This is a genomic window from Rhizobium sp. Root482 (assembly GCF_001426565.1).
Lineage (GTDB): Bacteria > Pseudomonadota > Alphaproteobacteria > Rhizobiales > Rhizobiaceae > Pararhizobium.
Window position 1 is genome coordinate 213454 of sequence record NZ_LMFA01000024.1, and the last position, 15814, is coordinate 229267.

At 62.8% G+C, this 15814-nt stretch carries 16 protein-coding genes; 11 read left to right on the plus strand and 5 right to left on the minus strand.

Going from position 1 to position 15814, the window contains the following annotated elements; genetic code table 11:
* Position 1: 1 nt before the first annotated feature.
* Positions 2-574, minus strand: a complete 573-nt coding sequence (locus ASD31_RS21260; RefSeq protein WP_056338812.1) for a helix-turn-helix domain-containing protein — start codon at positions 572-574, stop codon at positions 2-4.
* Between the two features lie 189 nt (positions 575-763).
* Here ASD31_RS21260 and lepA point away from each other — a divergent pair, with 189 nt between their 5' ends.
* From lepA to ASD31_RS21275, 3 genes are read left to right on the plus strand one after another with little or no spacing between them, the layout of a single operon-like run.
* Positions 764-2599 carry a translation elongation factor 4 gene (lepA, locus tag ASD31_RS21265; protein WP_056338814.1) on the plus strand — a complete coding sequence of 612 codons (1836 nt, stop codon included), beginning with the start codon at positions 764-766 and terminating at the stop codon, positions 2597-2599.
* 59 nt (positions 2600-2658) lie between these two features.
* Entirely contained in the window at positions 2659-2889 is a 231-nt protein-coding gene (locus tag ASD31_RS21270) for a type II toxin-antitoxin system CcdA family antitoxin (RefSeq protein WP_056338815.1), read from the plus strand.
* Entirely contained in the window at positions 2889-3188 is a 300-nt protein-coding gene (locus tag ASD31_RS21275) for a CcdB family protein (RefSeq protein ID WP_056338818.1), read from the plus strand. Before ASD31_RS21270 ends, ASD31_RS21275 begins: the two co-directional genes overlap by 1 nt.
* Here ASD31_RS21275 and ASD31_RS21280 read toward each other — a convergent pair.
* The 3 genes from ASD31_RS21280 to ASD31_RS21290 form a co-directional block, all read right to left on the minus strand.
* Positions 3185-3643, minus strand: coding sequence for a GFA family protein (locus tag ASD31_RS21280; RefSeq protein WP_056338820.1), 459 nt, complete (start codon positions 3641-3643; stop codon positions 3185-3187). The genes ASD31_RS21275 and ASD31_RS21280 overlap by 4 nt on opposite strands.
* 68 nt (positions 3644-3711) lie before the next feature.
* Positions 3712-4485 (minus strand): pentapeptide repeat-containing protein, encoded by a 774-nt coding sequence (locus ASD31_RS21285; protein WP_244483923.1) that lies wholly within the window; start codon positions 4483-4485, stop codon positions 3712-3714.
* Between the two features lie 88 nt (positions 4486-4573).
* Positions 4574-5326: a type 1 glutamine amidotransferase gene (locus tag ASD31_RS21290; RefSeq protein WP_056338822.1), complete on the minus strand. Its 753-nt coding sequence runs from the start codon at positions 5324-5326 to the stop codon at positions 4574-4576.
* Positions 5327-5515: 189 nt separating this feature from the next.
* Here ASD31_RS21290 and rbfA point away from each other — a divergent pair, with 189 nt between their 5' ends.
* From rbfA to ASD31_RS21330, 8 genes are all read left to right on the plus strand, one after another.
* Positions 5516-5935: a 30S ribosome-binding factor RbfA gene (gene rbfA, locus ASD31_RS21295; RefSeq protein ID WP_056338824.1), complete on the plus strand. Its 420-nt coding sequence runs from the start codon at positions 5516-5518 to the stop codon at positions 5933-5935.
* Positions 5935-6390, plus strand: coding sequence for a hypothetical protein (locus ASD31_RS21300; protein WP_056338826.1), 456 nt, complete (start codon positions 5935-5937; stop codon positions 6388-6390). Before rbfA ends, ASD31_RS21300 begins: the two co-directional genes overlap by 1 nt.
* Positions 6391-6409: 19 nt before the next feature.
* A complete protein-coding gene (gene truB, locus ASD31_RS21305; protein WP_056338827.1) occupies positions 6410-7345 on the plus strand; it encodes a tRNA pseudouridine(55) synthase TruB in 936 nt (311 codons plus the stop codon).
* Positions 7346-7480: 135 nt separating this feature from the next.
* Positions 7481-9202 carry a sensor histidine kinase gene (locus tag ASD31_RS21310; RefSeq protein ID WP_056339149.1) on the plus strand — a complete coding sequence of 574 codons (1722 nt, stop codon included), beginning with the start codon at positions 7481-7483 and terminating at the stop codon, positions 9200-9202.
* A 194-nt stretch (positions 9203-9396) separates the two neighbouring features.
* Entirely contained in the window at positions 9397-9666 is a 270-nt protein-coding gene (gene rpsO, locus ASD31_RS21315; protein ID WP_056338830.1) for a 30S ribosomal protein S15, read from the plus strand.
* Between the two features lie 355 nt (positions 9667-10021).
* On the plus strand, positions 10022-12154 hold the full coding sequence (gene pnp / locus ASD31_RS21320) for a polyribonucleotide nucleotidyltransferase (RefSeq protein WP_056338831.1): 2133 nt from the start codon (positions 10022-10024) through the stop codon (positions 12152-12154).
* 163 nt (positions 12155-12317) lie between these two features.
* A complete protein-coding gene (locus tag ASD31_RS21325; protein WP_056339151.1) occupies positions 12318-13334 on the plus strand; it encodes a class I SAM-dependent methyltransferase in 1017 nt (338 codons plus the stop codon).
* A 95-nt stretch (positions 13335-13429) separates the two neighbouring features.
* A complete protein-coding gene (locus ASD31_RS21330) occupies positions 13430-13672 on the plus strand; it encodes a hypothetical protein (protein WP_056338833.1) in 243 nt (80 codons plus the stop codon).
* Positions 13673-13895: 223 nt separating this feature from the next.
* Here ASD31_RS21330 and htpG read toward each other — a convergent pair whose 3' ends face one another.
* Positions 13896-15782: a molecular chaperone HtpG gene (gene htpG, locus ASD31_RS21335; protein WP_056338835.1), complete on the minus strand. Its 1887-nt coding sequence runs from the start codon at positions 15780-15782 to the stop codon at positions 13896-13898.
* Between the last annotated feature and the right edge of the window lie 32 nt (positions 15783-15814).

The window sequence follows — 15814 nt, forward strand, 5'->3', positions numbered from 1 at the left end:
TTCAGGCCCTGTTGCGGTTGAGAATGATGGCATAGCGCGCCGGCCTGTCGGACGGATTGTGAAAGGCATGGTTTTCGCAAAGCCGCATGAACAGGCAGTCGCCGGCTTCCAGCCTGTGGGTTTCGGTGCCGGCGGTCATGATGAGCTCGCCTTCGAAAAGCCAGAGATGCTGGGTGAGGCCCGCATCGAACTGCTGCTGCTCGAAGACGACGCGGGCGCCCGCCGGGAACTCGACCTCGACGATATCGACCGACGATCCCATTCCATCGGGCGAGACCGAGCGGCGAAGATAGCTGGTGTCCGGATCGCGCCAGACATGCTGATCCTGGCGCCGGCGAAGCGGCATGGCAAAGACCTCACCGGCAGCAAAGAAGCGCGACAGGGTCGTGCCGAGCGCGCTGCAAAGCCGGGCGAGAAGCTGGGCGGTGGGACTTGCCTCGCCCCGTTCGATCCGCGAAATCATCGCCCGGCTGACGCCGGCGCGACCGGCAAGGCCATCGAGCGTCATGGCCTTCGCCAGTCGCAGGGTTTTAAGGTGCGCGCCGATATCGGCGTCGGAGAGAGTATTTTCCATTATCGTAGAATTATAGATTTCTATAATGGAGTCAACGGCTTTGGCGAGGGAATGCGCCCCTGCCGCGCTCGCTGTTGATGGTGCCTTTTGACCCGGACCATGCCGGCAGCCGGCAGCCGCGCATCCGCCCGCAATTATAGTGAACAAAGCCTGCATTTCCCGCTTTGCGGCGGTTGAGTGCGCTGCTATATGCGGCCCATGAGCACAAACCCTTCAAAGACGCCCCTGTCGCATATCCGCAATTTCTCGATCGTGGCCCATATCGACCACGGCAAGTCGACGCTGGCCGACCGGTTGATCCAGTCGACCGGCGGCCTGGCCGCGCGCGAAATGTCGGAACAGGTTCTCGACAATATGGAGATCGAGAAGGAGCGCGGCATCACCATCAAGGCGCAGACCGTGCGCCTGCACTATCAAGCCAATAATGGCGAGACCTATGTGTTGAACCTGATCGACACGCCGGGCCATGTGGACTTCGCCTATGAAGTCTCGCGCTCGCTGTCGGCCTGCGAAGGCTCGCTGCTGGTGGTAGATGCGAGCCAGGGCGTCGAAGCCCAGACGCTCGCCAATGTCTACCAGGCGATCGACAACAACCACGAGCTCGTCACGGTCCTCAACAAGATCGATTTGCCGGCCGCCGAGCCCGACCGTATCCGCGAGCAGATCGAGGAGGTCATCGGCATCGATGCCAGCCAGGCCGTGCTGATCTCGGCCAAGACCGGCCTTGGCATTCCCGATGTGCTGGAGGCCATCGTCCACCAGCTTCCGGCACCGAAGAGCGAGGGCGGCGAGACCGCGCCTCTGAAGGCACTTCTCGTCGACAGCTGGTACGACACCTATCTCGGCGTCATCGTTCTCGTGCGCATTCTCGACGGCGTCCTGAAAAAGGGCCAGACCATCCGGATGATGGGCACCGACGCCAAATACCAGGTGGAGCGCGTCGGCGTCATCACCCCAAAGATGGTCACCGTCGATGCGCTCGGTCCGGGCGAGATCGGCTTCATCACCGCCTCGATCAAGGAAGTGGCCGATACCCGCGTCGGCGACACGATCACCGAGGACAAGCGCCCGACCGCCACCATGCTGCCAGGCTTCAAGCCGGCCCAGCCGGTGGTGTTCTGCGGCCTGTTTCCGGTCGATGCCGCCGATTTCGAGGATCTGCGCGCCGCCATGGGCAAGCTGCGCCTCAACGATGCCTCGTTCTCTTTCGAAATGGAAAGCTCGGCGGCGCTGGGCTTCGGCTTCCGCTGCGGCTTCCTCGGGCTGCTGCACCTGGAAATCATCCAGGAGCGGTTGGAGCGCGAATTCGATCTGGACCTGATCGCGACCGCGCCGTCCGTTGTCTACAAACTGTTCATGACCGATGGCACCGAGCGGGAGCTGCACAATCCGGCCGACATGCCCGATGTCGTCAAGATCAGCGAAATCCACGAGCCCTGGATTCGCGCCACCATTCTCACTCCCGATGAATATCTCGGCGGCATTTTGAAGCTCTGCCAGGACCGGCGCGGCATTCAGGTGGAACTCACCTATGTCGGCTCGCGCGCCATGCTGACCTATGACCTGCCGCTCAACGAAGTTGTCTTCGATTTCTACGACCGGCTGAAGTCGATCTCCAAGGGCTACGCCTCGTTCGACTACAGCATCACCGAGCATCAGGAAGGCCATCTGGTCAAGATGTCGATCCTCGTCAACGGCGAGCCGGTCGATGCGCTGTCGATGATGGTGCACCGCATGGCGGCGGAAAAGCGCGGCCGCGACATGTGCGAGAAGCTCAAGGAACTGATTCCCAAGCACATGTTCAAGATTCCGATCCAGGCGGCCATCGGCGGCAATGTGATCGCCCGCGAAACCATCTCGGCGCTGCGCAAGGACGTGACCGCCAAATGCTACGGCGGCGACGCCAGCCGCAAGCGCAAGCTGCTCGACAAGCAGAAGGCCGGCAAGAAACGCATGCGCCAGTTCGGCAAGGTCGAAATCCCGCAGGAAGCGTTCATCGCAGCGCTGAAGATGGGCGATGAGTGAGGTCTTTTCTTCCAAGGCTCATGCGCATATGATACGCGCATGAGCCTTAGGAGAGCGACATGCCCCAATCCCTCCGCAAGCCTGCCAATCTCTCGCTGGATAGCGATCTCGTTTCCCGCGCCCGCGACCTGAAGATCAATATTTCCCGTGCCGCGGAAGACGGCATCGCGGCGGCCGTCAAGGCCGAGCGGGAACGTCTGTGGCGGCTGGAGAATGCCGAGGCGATCCGGCTGGAAAATGAGTATGTCGAAAAACATGGGCTACCATTGGCGAAATATCGCCAGTTCTGATGGCAAGGTTCCATGTATACCGGCTGAAGCCGGATGGTGTCTCGGCCATTGATCTGCAAGCGAATATATTGAGCGACCTGCCGTCGCGCCTGATGGCGCCGCTCTATCCGGTGGCTGAAATGTCCTGGTCCATCTCCCGGCTCAACCCTCGCTTCATTATCGGGGGCGAACTCCACGCCATGGCGACCCAGCGTATGGCGGCCATTCCGATATCGGAAATTGGGGCCGAGCTTGCAGATCTTTCAGCAAGAAGTGACGACATCATCGCCGCCACGGATTTCCTGTTCCAAGGTTTTTAGGAAGACACCCGCCCGGCAAACTCGGCAACCAGGCCTTCATAGTCCTCCATCGGCGGAAAGGTCTCGTAGGAGTGCACAGCTGCCGTCGTGGCCCACGGCAGTTTCTCGCTGGTGAAGGTCTCGATGAAGGGCGAAAATCCGCTCGGGTCGTCGAGCATGGTCGGACGCAGATTGACGAACCAGTCCATGCCTTCGGGGCGGGTGAACATCCAACTCATGCAGTGCGGGCAGAAATAATGGCGGGCGGCGCCGTGCAGGCCGCCGATCACCGGATCGCCGTCGGTCACCGAAAACCCGTCGGCCGGAATGGCGGCGCTCAGCGAATAGGCGCTGGACGACATCTTCTGGCAGCCGCTGCAATGGCAGGCCATGGTCAGGATCGGCGGCGCGGTGATCTTCAGCCGCACCTGCCCGCACCGGCAGCCGCCCTCCCAGGGTAAATCGCGATTGTGCATGCTCTCTCCTCCCGCGTTTGCTTTCCCGCGATGACGGTCCGGCCTGCCCGTCGCTGCCGGCTTGGCGGCTATTCCGGGGCGCAGGGCCAGTCGGGCGGTGTCTTCAGGCCGGCCGGCAGCTTGGTCTTGTCGTCGCCGCAGGCAATGTCGATCTGCGCTTGCTCAAGGCCCTTTGCCTGGGAAAGGTCCAGCCCTTCGATCCGGGTCAGGAACAGGAAGGCGCGGTCGAAGTCGAGCGGGCCTTCAAAACTGGCGTTGGACAGATGGGCGCGCGAGAGATTGGCCAGCGCAAACCGGGCGCCGGTCAGCACCGCCTTGTCGAAGTTCGCCCTTCCGGCCTCGGCCTTTTCGAAATCGGTGCCGGTGAGATCCGCTCCTGTGAAATCGGCGCGCTGCAGTTCGGCGCCGGCAAAGGATGCGCCGGCCGCCGCAAGGCCGGTGAAATCGGCCCGATAGGCCTCCGCCTTGGCAAAACTGGCTTTCTCGGCCTTAGCGCCGCGCAGCGATGCGCGCATCAGATTGGTTTTCTCCAGGTTCGCCGTGCTCAGGTCGGAATGGCCGAGATCCGTCATGGAGAAGTCGGCACCCGCCAGATTGGCGCCCTGAAGCACGCTGGATTGCAGGAGCAGGTTCTTCTTGCTGCAGTCTCTCCAGTCGAGCCCCGGTCCCGGCATGCCGCCACAATCGGCCGCTGCGGCCGGAGCGCCGACGAAAGCCAGAGCCAGGAAAAGGGCCGCGCAGAGCGGGCGAGTGGCGTCGCGGACCTTTGCATGCCCGCCTGCCAAGACGTTGGAAATCCCTTTTCGCGCCACTTTCGCCTGCATGCTCGCTATCCTGCTCATCATAGACTTCTTCCAGCGCCTGATGGGCGCAAAGACCAAACGATCACCGTTTTATACGGTTTCAGCCGCGATGAAAGCCTTTGGTGGCTCAGGCGGATGCCTCGGCCATTTCCCGTCGGCCGTCGTCGGAGGGAACACTTGTCCGGATCGTCGAAACCCAGGCGCGCGCCAGGACAAGGCCGGCGGCGTCGGCGTCACCGCCGTGCCGGGCGGCCTGTTGCGGATAGGTCTCCGGCCAATGCGGATCGAGACCGGCGATCTGGCCGGCAAAAATCCTGTTCCAGTCCTCGACCACCCGCGTCGATGCTTCGAAGTGGAACTGCATGCCATAGGCGGCGCGGCCGATGCGGAAGGCCTGGTTGGCGACGGCCGGGTTGCCGGCGAGACGAACGGCGGCGTCCGGCAGGGTAAAACTGTCGGAATGCCATTGAAAGCTGGTGAAGGCGGCGCCGGCAGCGCTCAGCACCGGGTCTTCAAGACCTTCCGCCGTCAGGTGAATGCCGTGCCAGCCGAATTCGCGGGTTTGGCCAAGCAGGTTCTCTGCCCCCAATCCCCGTGCCAGAAGCTGGCTGCCGAGACAGATGCCGAGCACCGCCTTGTCGGCCTCGGCAAAGGCGCGCATCAGGCGGGCAAGGTCGGGGAGATAGGGATGGCTGTGGTCGTCCAGCGCGCTCTGGTCGCCGCCGAGCACGACGATGGCGTCATGGCCGCTTGCGTCGCCGGGCAGCGTATCCGTGGCGAAAGGCTGGCGCAGGTCGATTGCGGCGCCGGCCTCGGCAAGCGCCACGCCCACCTGGCCAAGGTCGGCATGGGCCATGTTTTCCACCACGAGAACCCGCATCTGTCACTCTCTCCGCCGCGTTGCCGCCCAGATTGATCATGCCTGAAAGCCGCTTTCAAGAGGCTTTTTGGGCGCGTGCCCGGCCCGCGCGACCAGCCGGTTTCATCGACCAGCCTTGACCTTTTGCCCCGAAAGTAGCATTGCACGCCCTTGGTCGCGTTCCTTGAAACGCCAGACAGCGGAAAAACCATGAGCAAAGCTACATCCTCTGACCCCTCGCAGCGCATGCTGAGGGTCGGCGAACAGGTTCGCGCAGCCCTGACCCAGGTGCTGCAGCGCGGCGAGGTGCGCGATCCGCTGATCGAAACGACGGTGATCTCGATTTCCGAAGTGCGCATGTCGCCCGACCTGAAGATTGCCACCGCCTTCGTGACGCCGCTCGGCATTGCCGATCACGCCGCCACCATCGAGGCGCTGAACCGTAACGCGAAATATATTCGCGGCCGGTTGTCGCCGCATCTGCGCCAGATGAAATACATGCCGGAAGTGCGCTTCCGCGATGATACCAGCTTCGACAATTACAAGAAGATCGACGCCTTGCTGCGGTCTCCCGAAGTCCTTCGCGACCTGAAGGACGAAGACGGCCCGAACGATAAAAACGGGGCGTGATGGCAAAGCATATCGGTCTCGACGAGCTGAACGGATGGTCCTTCGAGCAGCGCCAGACATTCTACCGCAGCGGCCTTGCCCGCTTCGACAATGTCGAGGCCGTCCGCCTCGTGGAAATGATGGTCGCCTCGGGCCTGCCGTTCCGCCGGGGTAGCGACATCGCCCATGGCGACCGCGAGATGAAGGCGCTCGAAGCGGTGATCGACGCGCCGTATAACGAGAAACTGTTGCTTGAGGCCGCCGCCGCCGGCAAGCCGCCGCTCGGCGCCATCGAGCCGCTTCTCGTCGAGCATCTGGGTGAAGATTACCGGGCGGACAATGGCGCGACGATCGCCGCCGGCTATCTGATCGCAAGGCGGCTTTACGCCTTGGGATATGACAAGGGCAACAGCCAGAAAATGCCCGATGGCAGCATTGCCAGGACGGCCGCGACCTTCCGCAAAAAAAGAGCATAAGCCGAAAAAGAGCATAAGAATGTCAAGACCTCGCAAACCCAAGGGCCGCCCGGTTTCCGGCTGGCTGATCCTCGACAAGCCGCTCGATTTCGGCTCGACGGAAGCCGTGTCGAAGATCAAATGGCTGTTCAAGGCGCAGAAGGCCGGTCATGCCGGCACGCTCGATCCGCTGGCCTCCGGCATGCTGCCGATCGCGCTGGGCGATGCGACGAAAACCGTTCCCTATGTCATGGACGGGCGCAAGATCTACGAATTCGCGGTTGCCTGGGGCGAGGAGCGCTCGACCGACGACCTGGAGGGCGAGGTCGTGCAGTCCTCCGATCTTCGCCCGACGGAGGAGGATATCCGCGCGCTGCTGCCCAAATATACCGGCGTCATCAGCCAGGTGCCGCCGCAGTTTTCCGCCATCAAGATCGACGGCAACCGGGCCTATGACCTGGCCCGCGAAGGCGAGACTGTCGATATTCCCGCCCGCGAGGTGGAAGTGTTCCGCCTGTCGCTGCTCGGCTGTACGCCGAACCTTGCCCATTTCGAGATCGAATGCGGCAAGGGCACCTATGTGCGCTCGCTGGCGCGCGATTTCGGCCGCGATCTCGGCTGTTTCGGCCACATCGCCTCGCTGCGCCGCAGTTTCGTCGCGCCCTTTGCCGAGGACATGATGGTGCCGCTGGCGGATCTGGTCGCGCTGGAAAAGATCGAGGACGACGCCGAGCGGCTGCAGGCCCTCGACGCCTTCCTGATCGATACCGGCGAGGCCCTGTCGAACCTGCCGCATATCGCCATCAGCGAGGACCAGGCGCATCGCCTGAAAATGGGCAATCCCATCATCCTGCGCGGCCGCGATGCACCGCTTGCCGAGCCGGAAGCCTATGCGACCTCGCGCGGCAAGCTGGTGGCGATCGGCGAGATCGGCGAGGGCGAGTTTCGCCCCAAGCGCGTCTTCGTTTCCGGCTGAGCATGCGTCCGCCGTCCCGCCATATCTTGCGGTTTGCCATCGCCGTCGGCGTGACGCATGATCGGCCCCTGACGGGTGAGATTCGCCCGGATGCGGACCGGGGGAATATCGGGGGATGGCACGATCGGCGACGGTATGAGTAAACGCCTGTTCAGCGGTGGCGAGCGGGGCACGGCGCCGACCGGACTGGCCTTCCTGGCCCGGCTGCGTTCGCGTCTGCGTCGCCCCCTGTCCTTCTATCTTGCGGCATTGCTGGCGATCGCGCTCGTGCCGTCTTTCCTGTTTTCGCTGTTCATCCTCAAGCGCAGCACCGATGAGCAGGAGAAGGTCGTCGGTGCTTTGCTCATGGCCTCCACCGGCTCCGTCACGCGGGTGGTCGAGCGGCAGGTCGACAGCATATTGACCACGCTGCGGGTTCTATCGACGGCGCGCTCCATCGATACCGGCGATCTTCAATCCTTCTACGAGCGCGCCTCGACGGCGCTTGCAGGCACCGATTCCCATCTCATTCTCATCGACGGTGCGCACAACCAGTTGTTCAACACGCGCGTCCCCTACGGCACGCCCCTTGCCAAATCCTCCGATTCCGCTTCCATTGACCAGGCATTCAAGAGCAGTGCGCCGCTGATCAGCAATATCTTTTTCGGCAAGACGGCACAGAAATGGGTCTATAACGTCTATCTGCCCGTCACCACGCCGGTCGGCAATCATCGCTATCTGCTGACCTTGACACAGGATGCCGACAGCATGCAGAGGGCGGTGAGCCGGGATGTACTGTCGGCGGGCTGGAACGCGGCGCTGATCGACGCGGCCGGAAACCTGATCGCATCTTCCGATGCAGAGCTGCAAACCGGTCGCCCCTTCTTCCTCGACATTGTTCCGGCGCTGCGCGTCGGCGTCGGCGATGTGGAGCATGAAGGGGTCAACTACCGCACCGTCACCGAATTTTCGCTTGTGACCGGCTGGAAGATCGTTGCCTGGGCCAAAAGCGCGGATGTCGATGCGCCTGCCTATTGGTCCTATTTCTGGCTGGTGCTGGTTGGCATCCTTTCAGCCGTCTGCGCCGTGCTCGGCTCCTTCGCCATCGCCCGTCTCCTGGCGCAGGGCGTCACGCTTCTTGCCCGCGACGCGCATCTGCTTGGCGCCGGACGGCCGATCGCGCCGCGCAGCCATATGATCTCCGAGGTCGAGACGGTGTCGGCGGCCCTTGCGGAAGCGGCGCTTGCCCGCGCCAAGGCGGAAAACGAGATCCGGTTCCTGATGCGCGAGGTCGCCCATCGCTCCAAGAACCAGCTGACCGTGATCCAGTCGATGCTGAACCAGTCGCTGAATACCTCGGAAAGCAGCCAGGATTTTGCCGAATCCTTCCGAAAGCGGATCTCCGGCCTTGCCCGCTCCACTGACCTGATGATCGCCAATGCCGCTCAGGGCGTCGATTTCCACGAGCTTGCCCAGAACCAGCTTCAGCCCTTCATTCCCGACGATCCCGAGCGCGTCCGCCTGTCCGGTCCGCCTGTCCGGCTTGATGCGCAGGTGTCGCAGACTTTGGGCATGGCCCTGCACGAGTTGGCGACCAATGCGACGAAATACGGAGCGCTTGCCAATGGACGCGGCTTGATCACGCTCGATTGGTGGCTGGCCGGCGAGCTGTTCTGCTTGACCTGGCGTGAAAGCGGCGCCGATCTCGACCCCGAAATCCGCCCGATGCGCAAGGGCTTCGGCACGATGGTGCTGGAGCGCATGCTTGCCATGGTACTCGGCGCCGAACTGAACCGGACGCTGCATGCGGACGGCATCGAATGGCGGGTGACGATCCCTCGCGAAAGGCTGAACGAGCATCTCCCGGCGGCGCGCTGAGGCCGGTCCGCTCCCTGCCGCCTTTCCCGTTGCCGGAGCGGCTTTCACGCCCTCTTTCCTTTTGTCATGGGATGGTTTATAGGCAGCGCCAGCATCGGGCCCGCGCATCTGCGGCCTTTTGCCTTCATGGCCGCAGCTAGACGACATCCCGGCTGCCGGCGACCCTAAATCCTCACCATCGAAAGGATGACACGATGTCGATCACTGCAGAGCGCAAGGCTGCGCTTATCAAGGAATATGCAACCGTCGAAGGCGACACCGGTTCTCCGGAAGTCCAGGTTGCGATCCTCACCGAGCGGATCAACAATCTGACCGAACACTTCAAGGGCCACAAGAAGGACAACCACTCGCGTCGTGGCCTTCTGGCAATGGTTTCCAGCCGCCGTTCGCTTCTTGATTATCTCAAGAAGAAGGAAGAGGCGCGCTACACCAAGCTGATCAGCGCTCTCGGCATTCGCCGCTAAGCTTACCATCCGGCGGGGTCCTCCAGCGAGGAGCCCGCCGGCTCGTTTTTCCGCGGGAATCGTCCCGCCTTCTACGCTTCCGGACCAGCCCTTGCGGCCCCGCCGAAGCGGATGATCCAGCAGACCGGATGGGCCGGCTCTGCGGAACCAACCGATGACCTGTCATGGGGCAGGATTGCAGGATGCTTCGGCGCTTGCTCGTTTCCAGGCACCGGAAGGCAATGGCTTTCAGGAGCGGAACGACCGCCAGCCATATCGAAGCCTCCCGTTGTCTTGCCCGTGATGCGTCATAGCTGCGGACCGCCCGCGCCGATCGAGGCTGCGGCGCGGATTTCCCGCACATGAAGGACACAACATGTTCGATACTCATACGGTAGAAATTGAATGGGCAGGACGCCCGCTCAAGCTCGAAACCGGCAAGATCGCCCGTCAGGCTGACGGCGCCGTTCTCGCCACCTACGGCGAAACCATCGTTCTGGCCACCGTCGTTTCGGCCAAGTCGCCGAAGCCGGGCCAGGATTTCTTCCCGCTCACCGTCAACTATCAGGAAAAGACCTATGCCGCCGGCAAGATCCCGGGCGGCTATTTCAAGCGCGAAGGTCGTCCGTCGGAAAAGGAAACGCTGGTTTCCCGCCTGATCGACCGTCCGATCCGCCCGCTGTTTCCCGAAGGCTACAAGAACGACACCCAGGTCGTCGTCACCGTTGTCCAGCACGATCTCGAAAATGATCCGGACGTCCTGTCGATGGTCGCCGCTTCCGCAGCCCTGACGATTTCCGGCGTTCCCTTCATGGGCCCGGTCGGCGGTGCGCGCGTCGGCTATATCAACGGCCAGTACGTCCTCAACCCGCATCACGATGAAATGCCGGAATCGGTTCTGGATCTGGTCGTCGCCGGTACGCAGGACGCCGTCCTGATGGTGGAATCCGAAGCCAAGGAACTCAACGAAGAGATCATGCTCGGCGCCGTGATGTTCGGTCACAAGGGCTTCCAGCCGGTCATCGACGCGATCATCAAGCTCGCCGAAGTGGCCGCCAAGGAGCCGCGCGACTTCCAGCCGGAAGATCATTCGGAACTCGAAGCCGAAATGCTCGGCATTGCCGAAACCGAACTGCGCGCCGCCTACAAGAACACCCAGAAGGCGGAACGCTACGCTGCTGTCGACGCCGTCAAGGCCAAAGTGAAGGCGCATTTCTTCCCCGAAGGCGCAGAGCCGAAATACACCAATGAAGTCATCGGTGCCGTCTTCAAGCACCTGCAGGCCAAGATCGTTCGCTGGAACATCCTCGACACCAAGAGCCGCATCGACGGCCGCGATCTCGACAAGGTTCGTGCGATCGTGTCCGAAGTCGGCATCCTGCCGCGTACCCACGGTTCGGCGCTCTTCACCCGCGGCGAAACCCAGGCGATCGTCGTTGCCACGCTCGGCACCGGCGAAGACGAGCAGTATGTCGATAGCCTCACCGGCATGTACAAGGAAAAGTTCCTGCTGCACTACAACTTCCCGCCCTATTCGGTCGGTGAAACCGGTCGCATGGGCTCCCCGGGCCGCCGCGAAATCGGCCATGGCAAGCTCGCCTGGCGCGCCATCCGTCCGATGCTGCCGAGCGCGGACCAGTTCCCCTATACGCTCCGCGTCGTCTCGGAAATCACCGAGTCCAACGGTTCCTCCTCGATGGCAACCGTCTGCGGCACCTCGCTGGCGCTGATGGATGCCGGTGTTCCGCTGGCAAAGCCGGTCGCCGGTATCGCCATGGGCCTGATCCTCGAAGGTGAACGCTTCGCCGTTCTCTCCGACATTCTTGGCGACGAGGATCACCTCGGCGACATGGACTTCAAGGTCGCAGGCACCGCCGACGGCATCACCTCGCTGCAGATGGACATCAAGATCGCCGGCATCACCGAAGAGATCATGAAGGTTGCGCTGAGCCAGGCGCAGGGCGGCCGCAAATACATCCTCGGCGAAATGGCCAACGCCATCTCCGAAGGCCGTGGCCAGCTCGGCGAATTTGCTCCGCGCATCGAAGTGATGAACATCCCGGTCGACAAGATCCGTGAAGTCATCGGTTCGGGCGGCAAGGTCATCCGCGAGATCGTCGAGAAGACCGGCGCCAAGGTCAACATCGAAGACGATGGCACGATCAAGATCGCCTCGTCCTCGGCCAAGGAGATCGAAGCCGCCCGCAAGTGGATCCACTCGATCGTCGCGGAACCGGAAGTCGGCCAGATCTACGAAGGCACGGTCGTCAAGACCGCCGATTTCGGCGCCTTCGTCAACTTCTTCGGCCCGCGTGACGGCCTCGTGCATATCTCGCAGCTGGCGGCCGATCGCGTCGCCAAGACCTCGGACGTCGTCAAGGAAGGCGACAAGGTCTGGGTCAAGCTGATGGGCTTCGACGAGCGCGGCAAGGTTCGCCTCTCCATGAAGGTCGTCGATCAGGCGACCGGCAAGGAAATCGCCAAGGGCGAGGGCGAAGCTGCTGAATAAGCGCTCGGCCGTTTGAACGACGATGGGCGCGGAGCGGAATGTTCCGCGCCCTTTCTTTATTGATCCCCCGAGAGCCCGTTCGAACAGGGCTCGCACCGATTTTCTACCGTTTGTCCTGCCGGAATCGGTTCCGATGTCGCAGACAAATTTGAGGACCACAACGATGAGCCGCGACACGCTGAAGACCCTTTTCCATCCTTTCGAGACCGGCGTGGTACCCGCCCCGGCCGAAGGCGAGCGTGTCCTGTTTCTCGGGGCCGAGGCGGGCTATCGGCTGCCGGAGGAATTTGCAGGCTCGATCGCCGCGGTTCAGGCCTTGAAGCCTCTCTACAGGGGCCTGGAGGCGGCGAAGGCGGCGGTGACGCCCGTCGTCGAAGGCGAGGACTATGACGCGGCGCTCATCCTCTGCGGCAAGCACAAGGGCGAGAACGAGGACCGCATCGCCGAAGCCCTGAAGCGGGTCAAGGTCGGCGGCCTGATCGTCGTCGCCGGCGGCAAGGAGGATGGCATCCAGTCGCTGCGCAAGCGCGTCAACCAGCTCGGCTGGGGTGGCGACAGCCTGCCCAAATATCACGGCATCGCCTTCTGGTTCGGCCGGCCGGAAGAGGTTGCCGATGTGATTGCCAAATTCTCCAAGAAGCCGGTTCGCGTCGAGGGACGTTTCGACGCGGCGCCCGGCATGTTCTCGCACGAGCGCGTCGATGCCGGCTCAGAGCTTCTGGCCTCGCGCCTGCCGGACGATTTCAAGGGCCATGCCGCCGATTTCGGCGCCGGCTGGGGTTATCTGTCGGTGATGCTCGCCGAGAAATCGCCGGGTCTGAAGGGAATCGACCTTTTCGAGGCCGATCATCACGCATTGGAAGCCGCCCGTGCCAATCTCAAGGCCAATTGCCCGAATGTGCCGACCCGCTTCTTCTGGCAGGACCTGACATCGGAAGAAACCCGCGACAAATACGACCTGATCGTCATGAACCCACCTTTCCATGAGACCCAGGCCGCCGACCCGGCGCTCGGCGTCGCGATGATCAAGGCGGCCGCGCGGGCGCTGAAGATCGGCGGAAAGCTGATGCTGGTCGCCAATCGCGGCATGCCCTACGAGCCGGTCATGGCAGAGACCTTCAAGGAATGGGGCGAAACCTGCCGCAACGCCCGCTTCAAGGTGCTCTGGGGCAAACGCTGAGCCTTTCCGCCGGATTGCTTTATCGGCGAAACGGGTAGAAGCTACGGCTCGCGCGCTTTCGTGACCACACGCTAAGACGCCGATGGGGTGTGCCAATGGTTTCAGGTTCCGGGCACCGCCCGCCCGTCACGGAGGGCGTCGCGGAAGTGATCGTCAAGGATATCAATAGCGGCGAGGACCGAGCCGGCCCTTCGGAAGTACCGATGGCCTTCCTGCCGGGCCTGCCCGTCGCGGAGCAGGCGCCCACCGGCGCGCCGCGCCCGCTTGGGAAACTCCTCCTCGCCTTCGTCACCGGCGGCATTCTGGCAATAGGGTTACTTCTCTGGTGGAGTGCCTGACAGGCAATGCCAGAAAAATCCTGTAACACGATCTGCATCCGAGTATGCCGCACCTCACCCCCCTCTGTCCCTCCGGGACATCTCCCCCTCAAGGGGGGAGATCGGCCGAGAATGTCGTGCCCGTCTTACTAAGAAGCAGATAAGGGAAAAGAATGATCTCCCCCCTTGTGGGGGAGATGTCACGAAGCGACAGAGGGGGGAAGCCGCAGGCGCCGGCTCAGTTTCAGCCCCGCATCGCCCGCTCGAACAGACGCGACAGGCGCTCAGTGAAGGCGCGGGGGTCCTGGGGCTTGTCGCCATCGAGAACGCGGGCCTGGTCAAGGAGGAGTTGGACAGCATCCGTGCGGAATTCCTCGCTGCCGTCGGCGGAAAGGGCGGCGATCAGGCCGTGGCTCGGATTGATCTCGAGGATCGGTCGGGCGGCCATGTCCAGCCGGCCGGCGCCCTGCAGCAATTTTTCCAGCTGTCGGTCATAGCCCTGTTCCGGCGCCACCAGGCAGACGGCGCTTTCGGTCAGCCGCTCGGAGGCCCGAACGTCGGAGACCGCGTCGCCAAGCGTCGTCTTCGCAAAGGCGATGAAATCGCTCACTGCCTGCGGGGTCTCCGGTGTTGCCGGTGCCTCGCCCTCGGTCTGCGGCACCTGGGCAAGGTCGGCGCTCCCCTGGGTGACGGATTTGAACGGCTTTCCTTCGAAATCGGGTGCGGCGGTAACCCAGAAACTGTCGACCGAATCCGTCAGCAGCAGCACCTCGATGCCACGGGCGCGAAACCCCTCGAGCTGCGGCGAGGCCTTCAGCTGGTCGAGATTGTCGCCGGTGAGGTAATAGATCGCCGCCTGCGCGTCCTTCATGTCCTTGACATAGTCGGCAAGCGACCGCTGTGTCTCGCCCGACGTAGTGGTGCGGAAGCGTGACAGCGCCATCAGTTGGGCGCGGCGCTCGAAATCGTCGTAGATGCCTTCCTTCAGAACGGCGCCGAAGGCGTCCCAGAGCTTGCCGAATTTATCCGCATCACTGTCCGCCAGCTTCTCGATGGCTGTCAGCACCCGGTTGGTCAGGCCCTTGCGAATGGCGGCGAGGATCGGGCTTTCCTGGATCATCTCGCGCGAGACGTTGAGCGGCAGGTCGGACGTATCGACGAGACCGCGCACGAAACGCAGATAGCGCGGCAGAAGCTCGGCATCCTCGGTGATGAAGACGCGCTTGACATAGAGCTTCATGCGGCCCTTGGCGGAAGGATCGAACATGTCCATCGGCTTGGATTCCGGCACGAAGGCAAGGCCGGTATATTCGTGCCGGCCTTCGGCGCGGAAATGCACGGTCAAGGCCGGCTCGTCATACTGGCCGGAGACGCCGCGATAGAAATCGGCATATTCCTCCGTCGTGATCTCGCTGCGGGGTTTCGTCCACAGCGCCGTGCCGTCGCCGATCCGCGTGGGCTCCTCGCCGGGCTTCTCGACCAGGTCGATCGGCACCGGCACATGGCCGGACTGGTCCTTGACGATACGCTCGACGCTCCATATCGACGTATAGGACTTGGCATCATCCATCAGGTGGAGCGTGATGCGGGTACCACGCGCCGGCGCCTCTGCCGGGTCCGCTTCCGCCACCGTGTAACTGCCCTTGCCGTCCGACGACCAGAGAAAGGCCTCGCCGCTGCCGGCGCGGCGCGAGACGACATCGACCTTGTCGGCGACCATGAAGGCCGAATAGAAGCCGACGCCGAACTGGCCGATGAGCTGGGCGCCTTCGCCGGCCTTTGCCGCCTCGACGCGCTCCATGAAGGCACGGGTGCCGGAGCGGGCGATGGTGCCGAGCGCCTCGACCATATCGGCGCGGCTCATGCCGATGCCATTGTCTTCAACCACGAGGTTGTTGTTGTCGGCATCGAGCGTCAGGGTGATGCGTGGCGCCGGATCGTCAGCGATGAGGTCCGGTGCGGCGATCGCCTCGTAGCGTAGCTTCTCGCAGGCGTCCGCCGCATTGGAAATCAGCTCGCGCAGGAACACGTCCTTGTCGGAATAGACGGAATGCACCATGAGATGCAGAAGGCGCGCGACATCGGCTTCGAAAACGTGATTTTCGACGGGTTTTTCAGCGGCATCAATCATGCGGATGTGACCTCGGCTTGGCTTGGATGATT

What these genes read in the sequence shown, in the direction of transcription:
- ASD31_RS21260 (WP_056338812.1), bottom strand. Translation starts at nt 574, where the DNA reads ATGGAAAATACTCTCTCCGACGCCGATATCGGCGCGCACCTTAAAACC.
- lepA (WP_056338814.1), top strand. Translation starts at nt 764, where the DNA reads ATGCGGCCCATGAGCACAAACCCTTCAAAGACGCCCCTGTCGCATATC.
- ASD31_RS21270 (WP_056338815.1), top strand. Translation starts at nt 2,659, where the DNA reads ATGCCCCAATCCCTCCGCAAGCCTGCCAATCTCTCGCTGGATAGCGAT.
- ASD31_RS21275 (WP_056338818.1), top strand. Translation starts at nt 2,889, where the DNA reads ATGGCAAGGTTCCATGTATACCGGCTGAAGCCGGATGGTGTCTCGGCC.
- ASD31_RS21280 (WP_056338820.1), bottom strand. Translation starts at nt 3,643, where the DNA reads ATGCACAATCGCGATTTACCCTGGGAGGGCGGCTGCCGGTGCGGGCAG.
- ASD31_RS21285 (WP_244483923.1), bottom strand. Translation starts at nt 4,485, where the DNA reads ATGAGCAGGATAGCGAGCATGCAGGCGAAAGTGGCGCGAAAAGGGATT.
- ASD31_RS21290 (WP_056338822.1), bottom strand. Translation starts at nt 5,326, where the DNA reads ATGCGGGTTCTCGTGGTGGAAAACATGGCCCATGCCGACCTTGGCCAG.
- rbfA (WP_056338824.1), top strand. Translation starts at nt 5,516, where the DNA reads ATGAGCAAAGCTACATCCTCTGACCCCTCGCAGCGCATGCTGAGGGTC.
- ASD31_RS21300 (WP_056338826.1), top strand. Translation starts at nt 5,935, where the DNA reads ATGGCAAAGCATATCGGTCTCGACGAGCTGAACGGATGGTCCTTCGAG.
- truB (WP_056338827.1), top strand. Translation starts at nt 6,410, where the DNA reads ATGTCAAGACCTCGCAAACCCAAGGGCCGCCCGGTTTCCGGCTGGCTG.
- ASD31_RS21310 (WP_056339149.1), top strand. Translation starts at nt 7,481, where the DNA reads ATGAGTAAACGCCTGTTCAGCGGTGGCGAGCGGGGCACGGCGCCGACC.
- rpsO (WP_056338830.1), top strand. Translation starts at nt 9,397, where the DNA reads ATGTCGATCACTGCAGAGCGCAAGGCTGCGCTTATCAAGGAATATGCA.
- pnp (WP_056338831.1), top strand. Translation starts at nt 10,022, where the DNA reads ATGTTCGATACTCATACGGTAGAAATTGAATGGGCAGGACGCCCGCTC.
- ASD31_RS21325 (WP_056339151.1), top strand. Translation starts at nt 12,318, where the DNA reads ATGAGCCGCGACACGCTGAAGACCCTTTTCCATCCTTTCGAGACCGGC.
- ASD31_RS21330 (WP_056338833.1), top strand. Translation starts at nt 13,430, where the DNA reads ATGGTTTCAGGTTCCGGGCACCGCCCGCCCGTCACGGAGGGCGTCGCG.
- htpG (WP_056338835.1), bottom strand. Translation starts at nt 15,782, where the DNA reads ATGATTGATGCCGCTGAAAAACCCGTCGAAAATCACGTTTTCGAAGCC.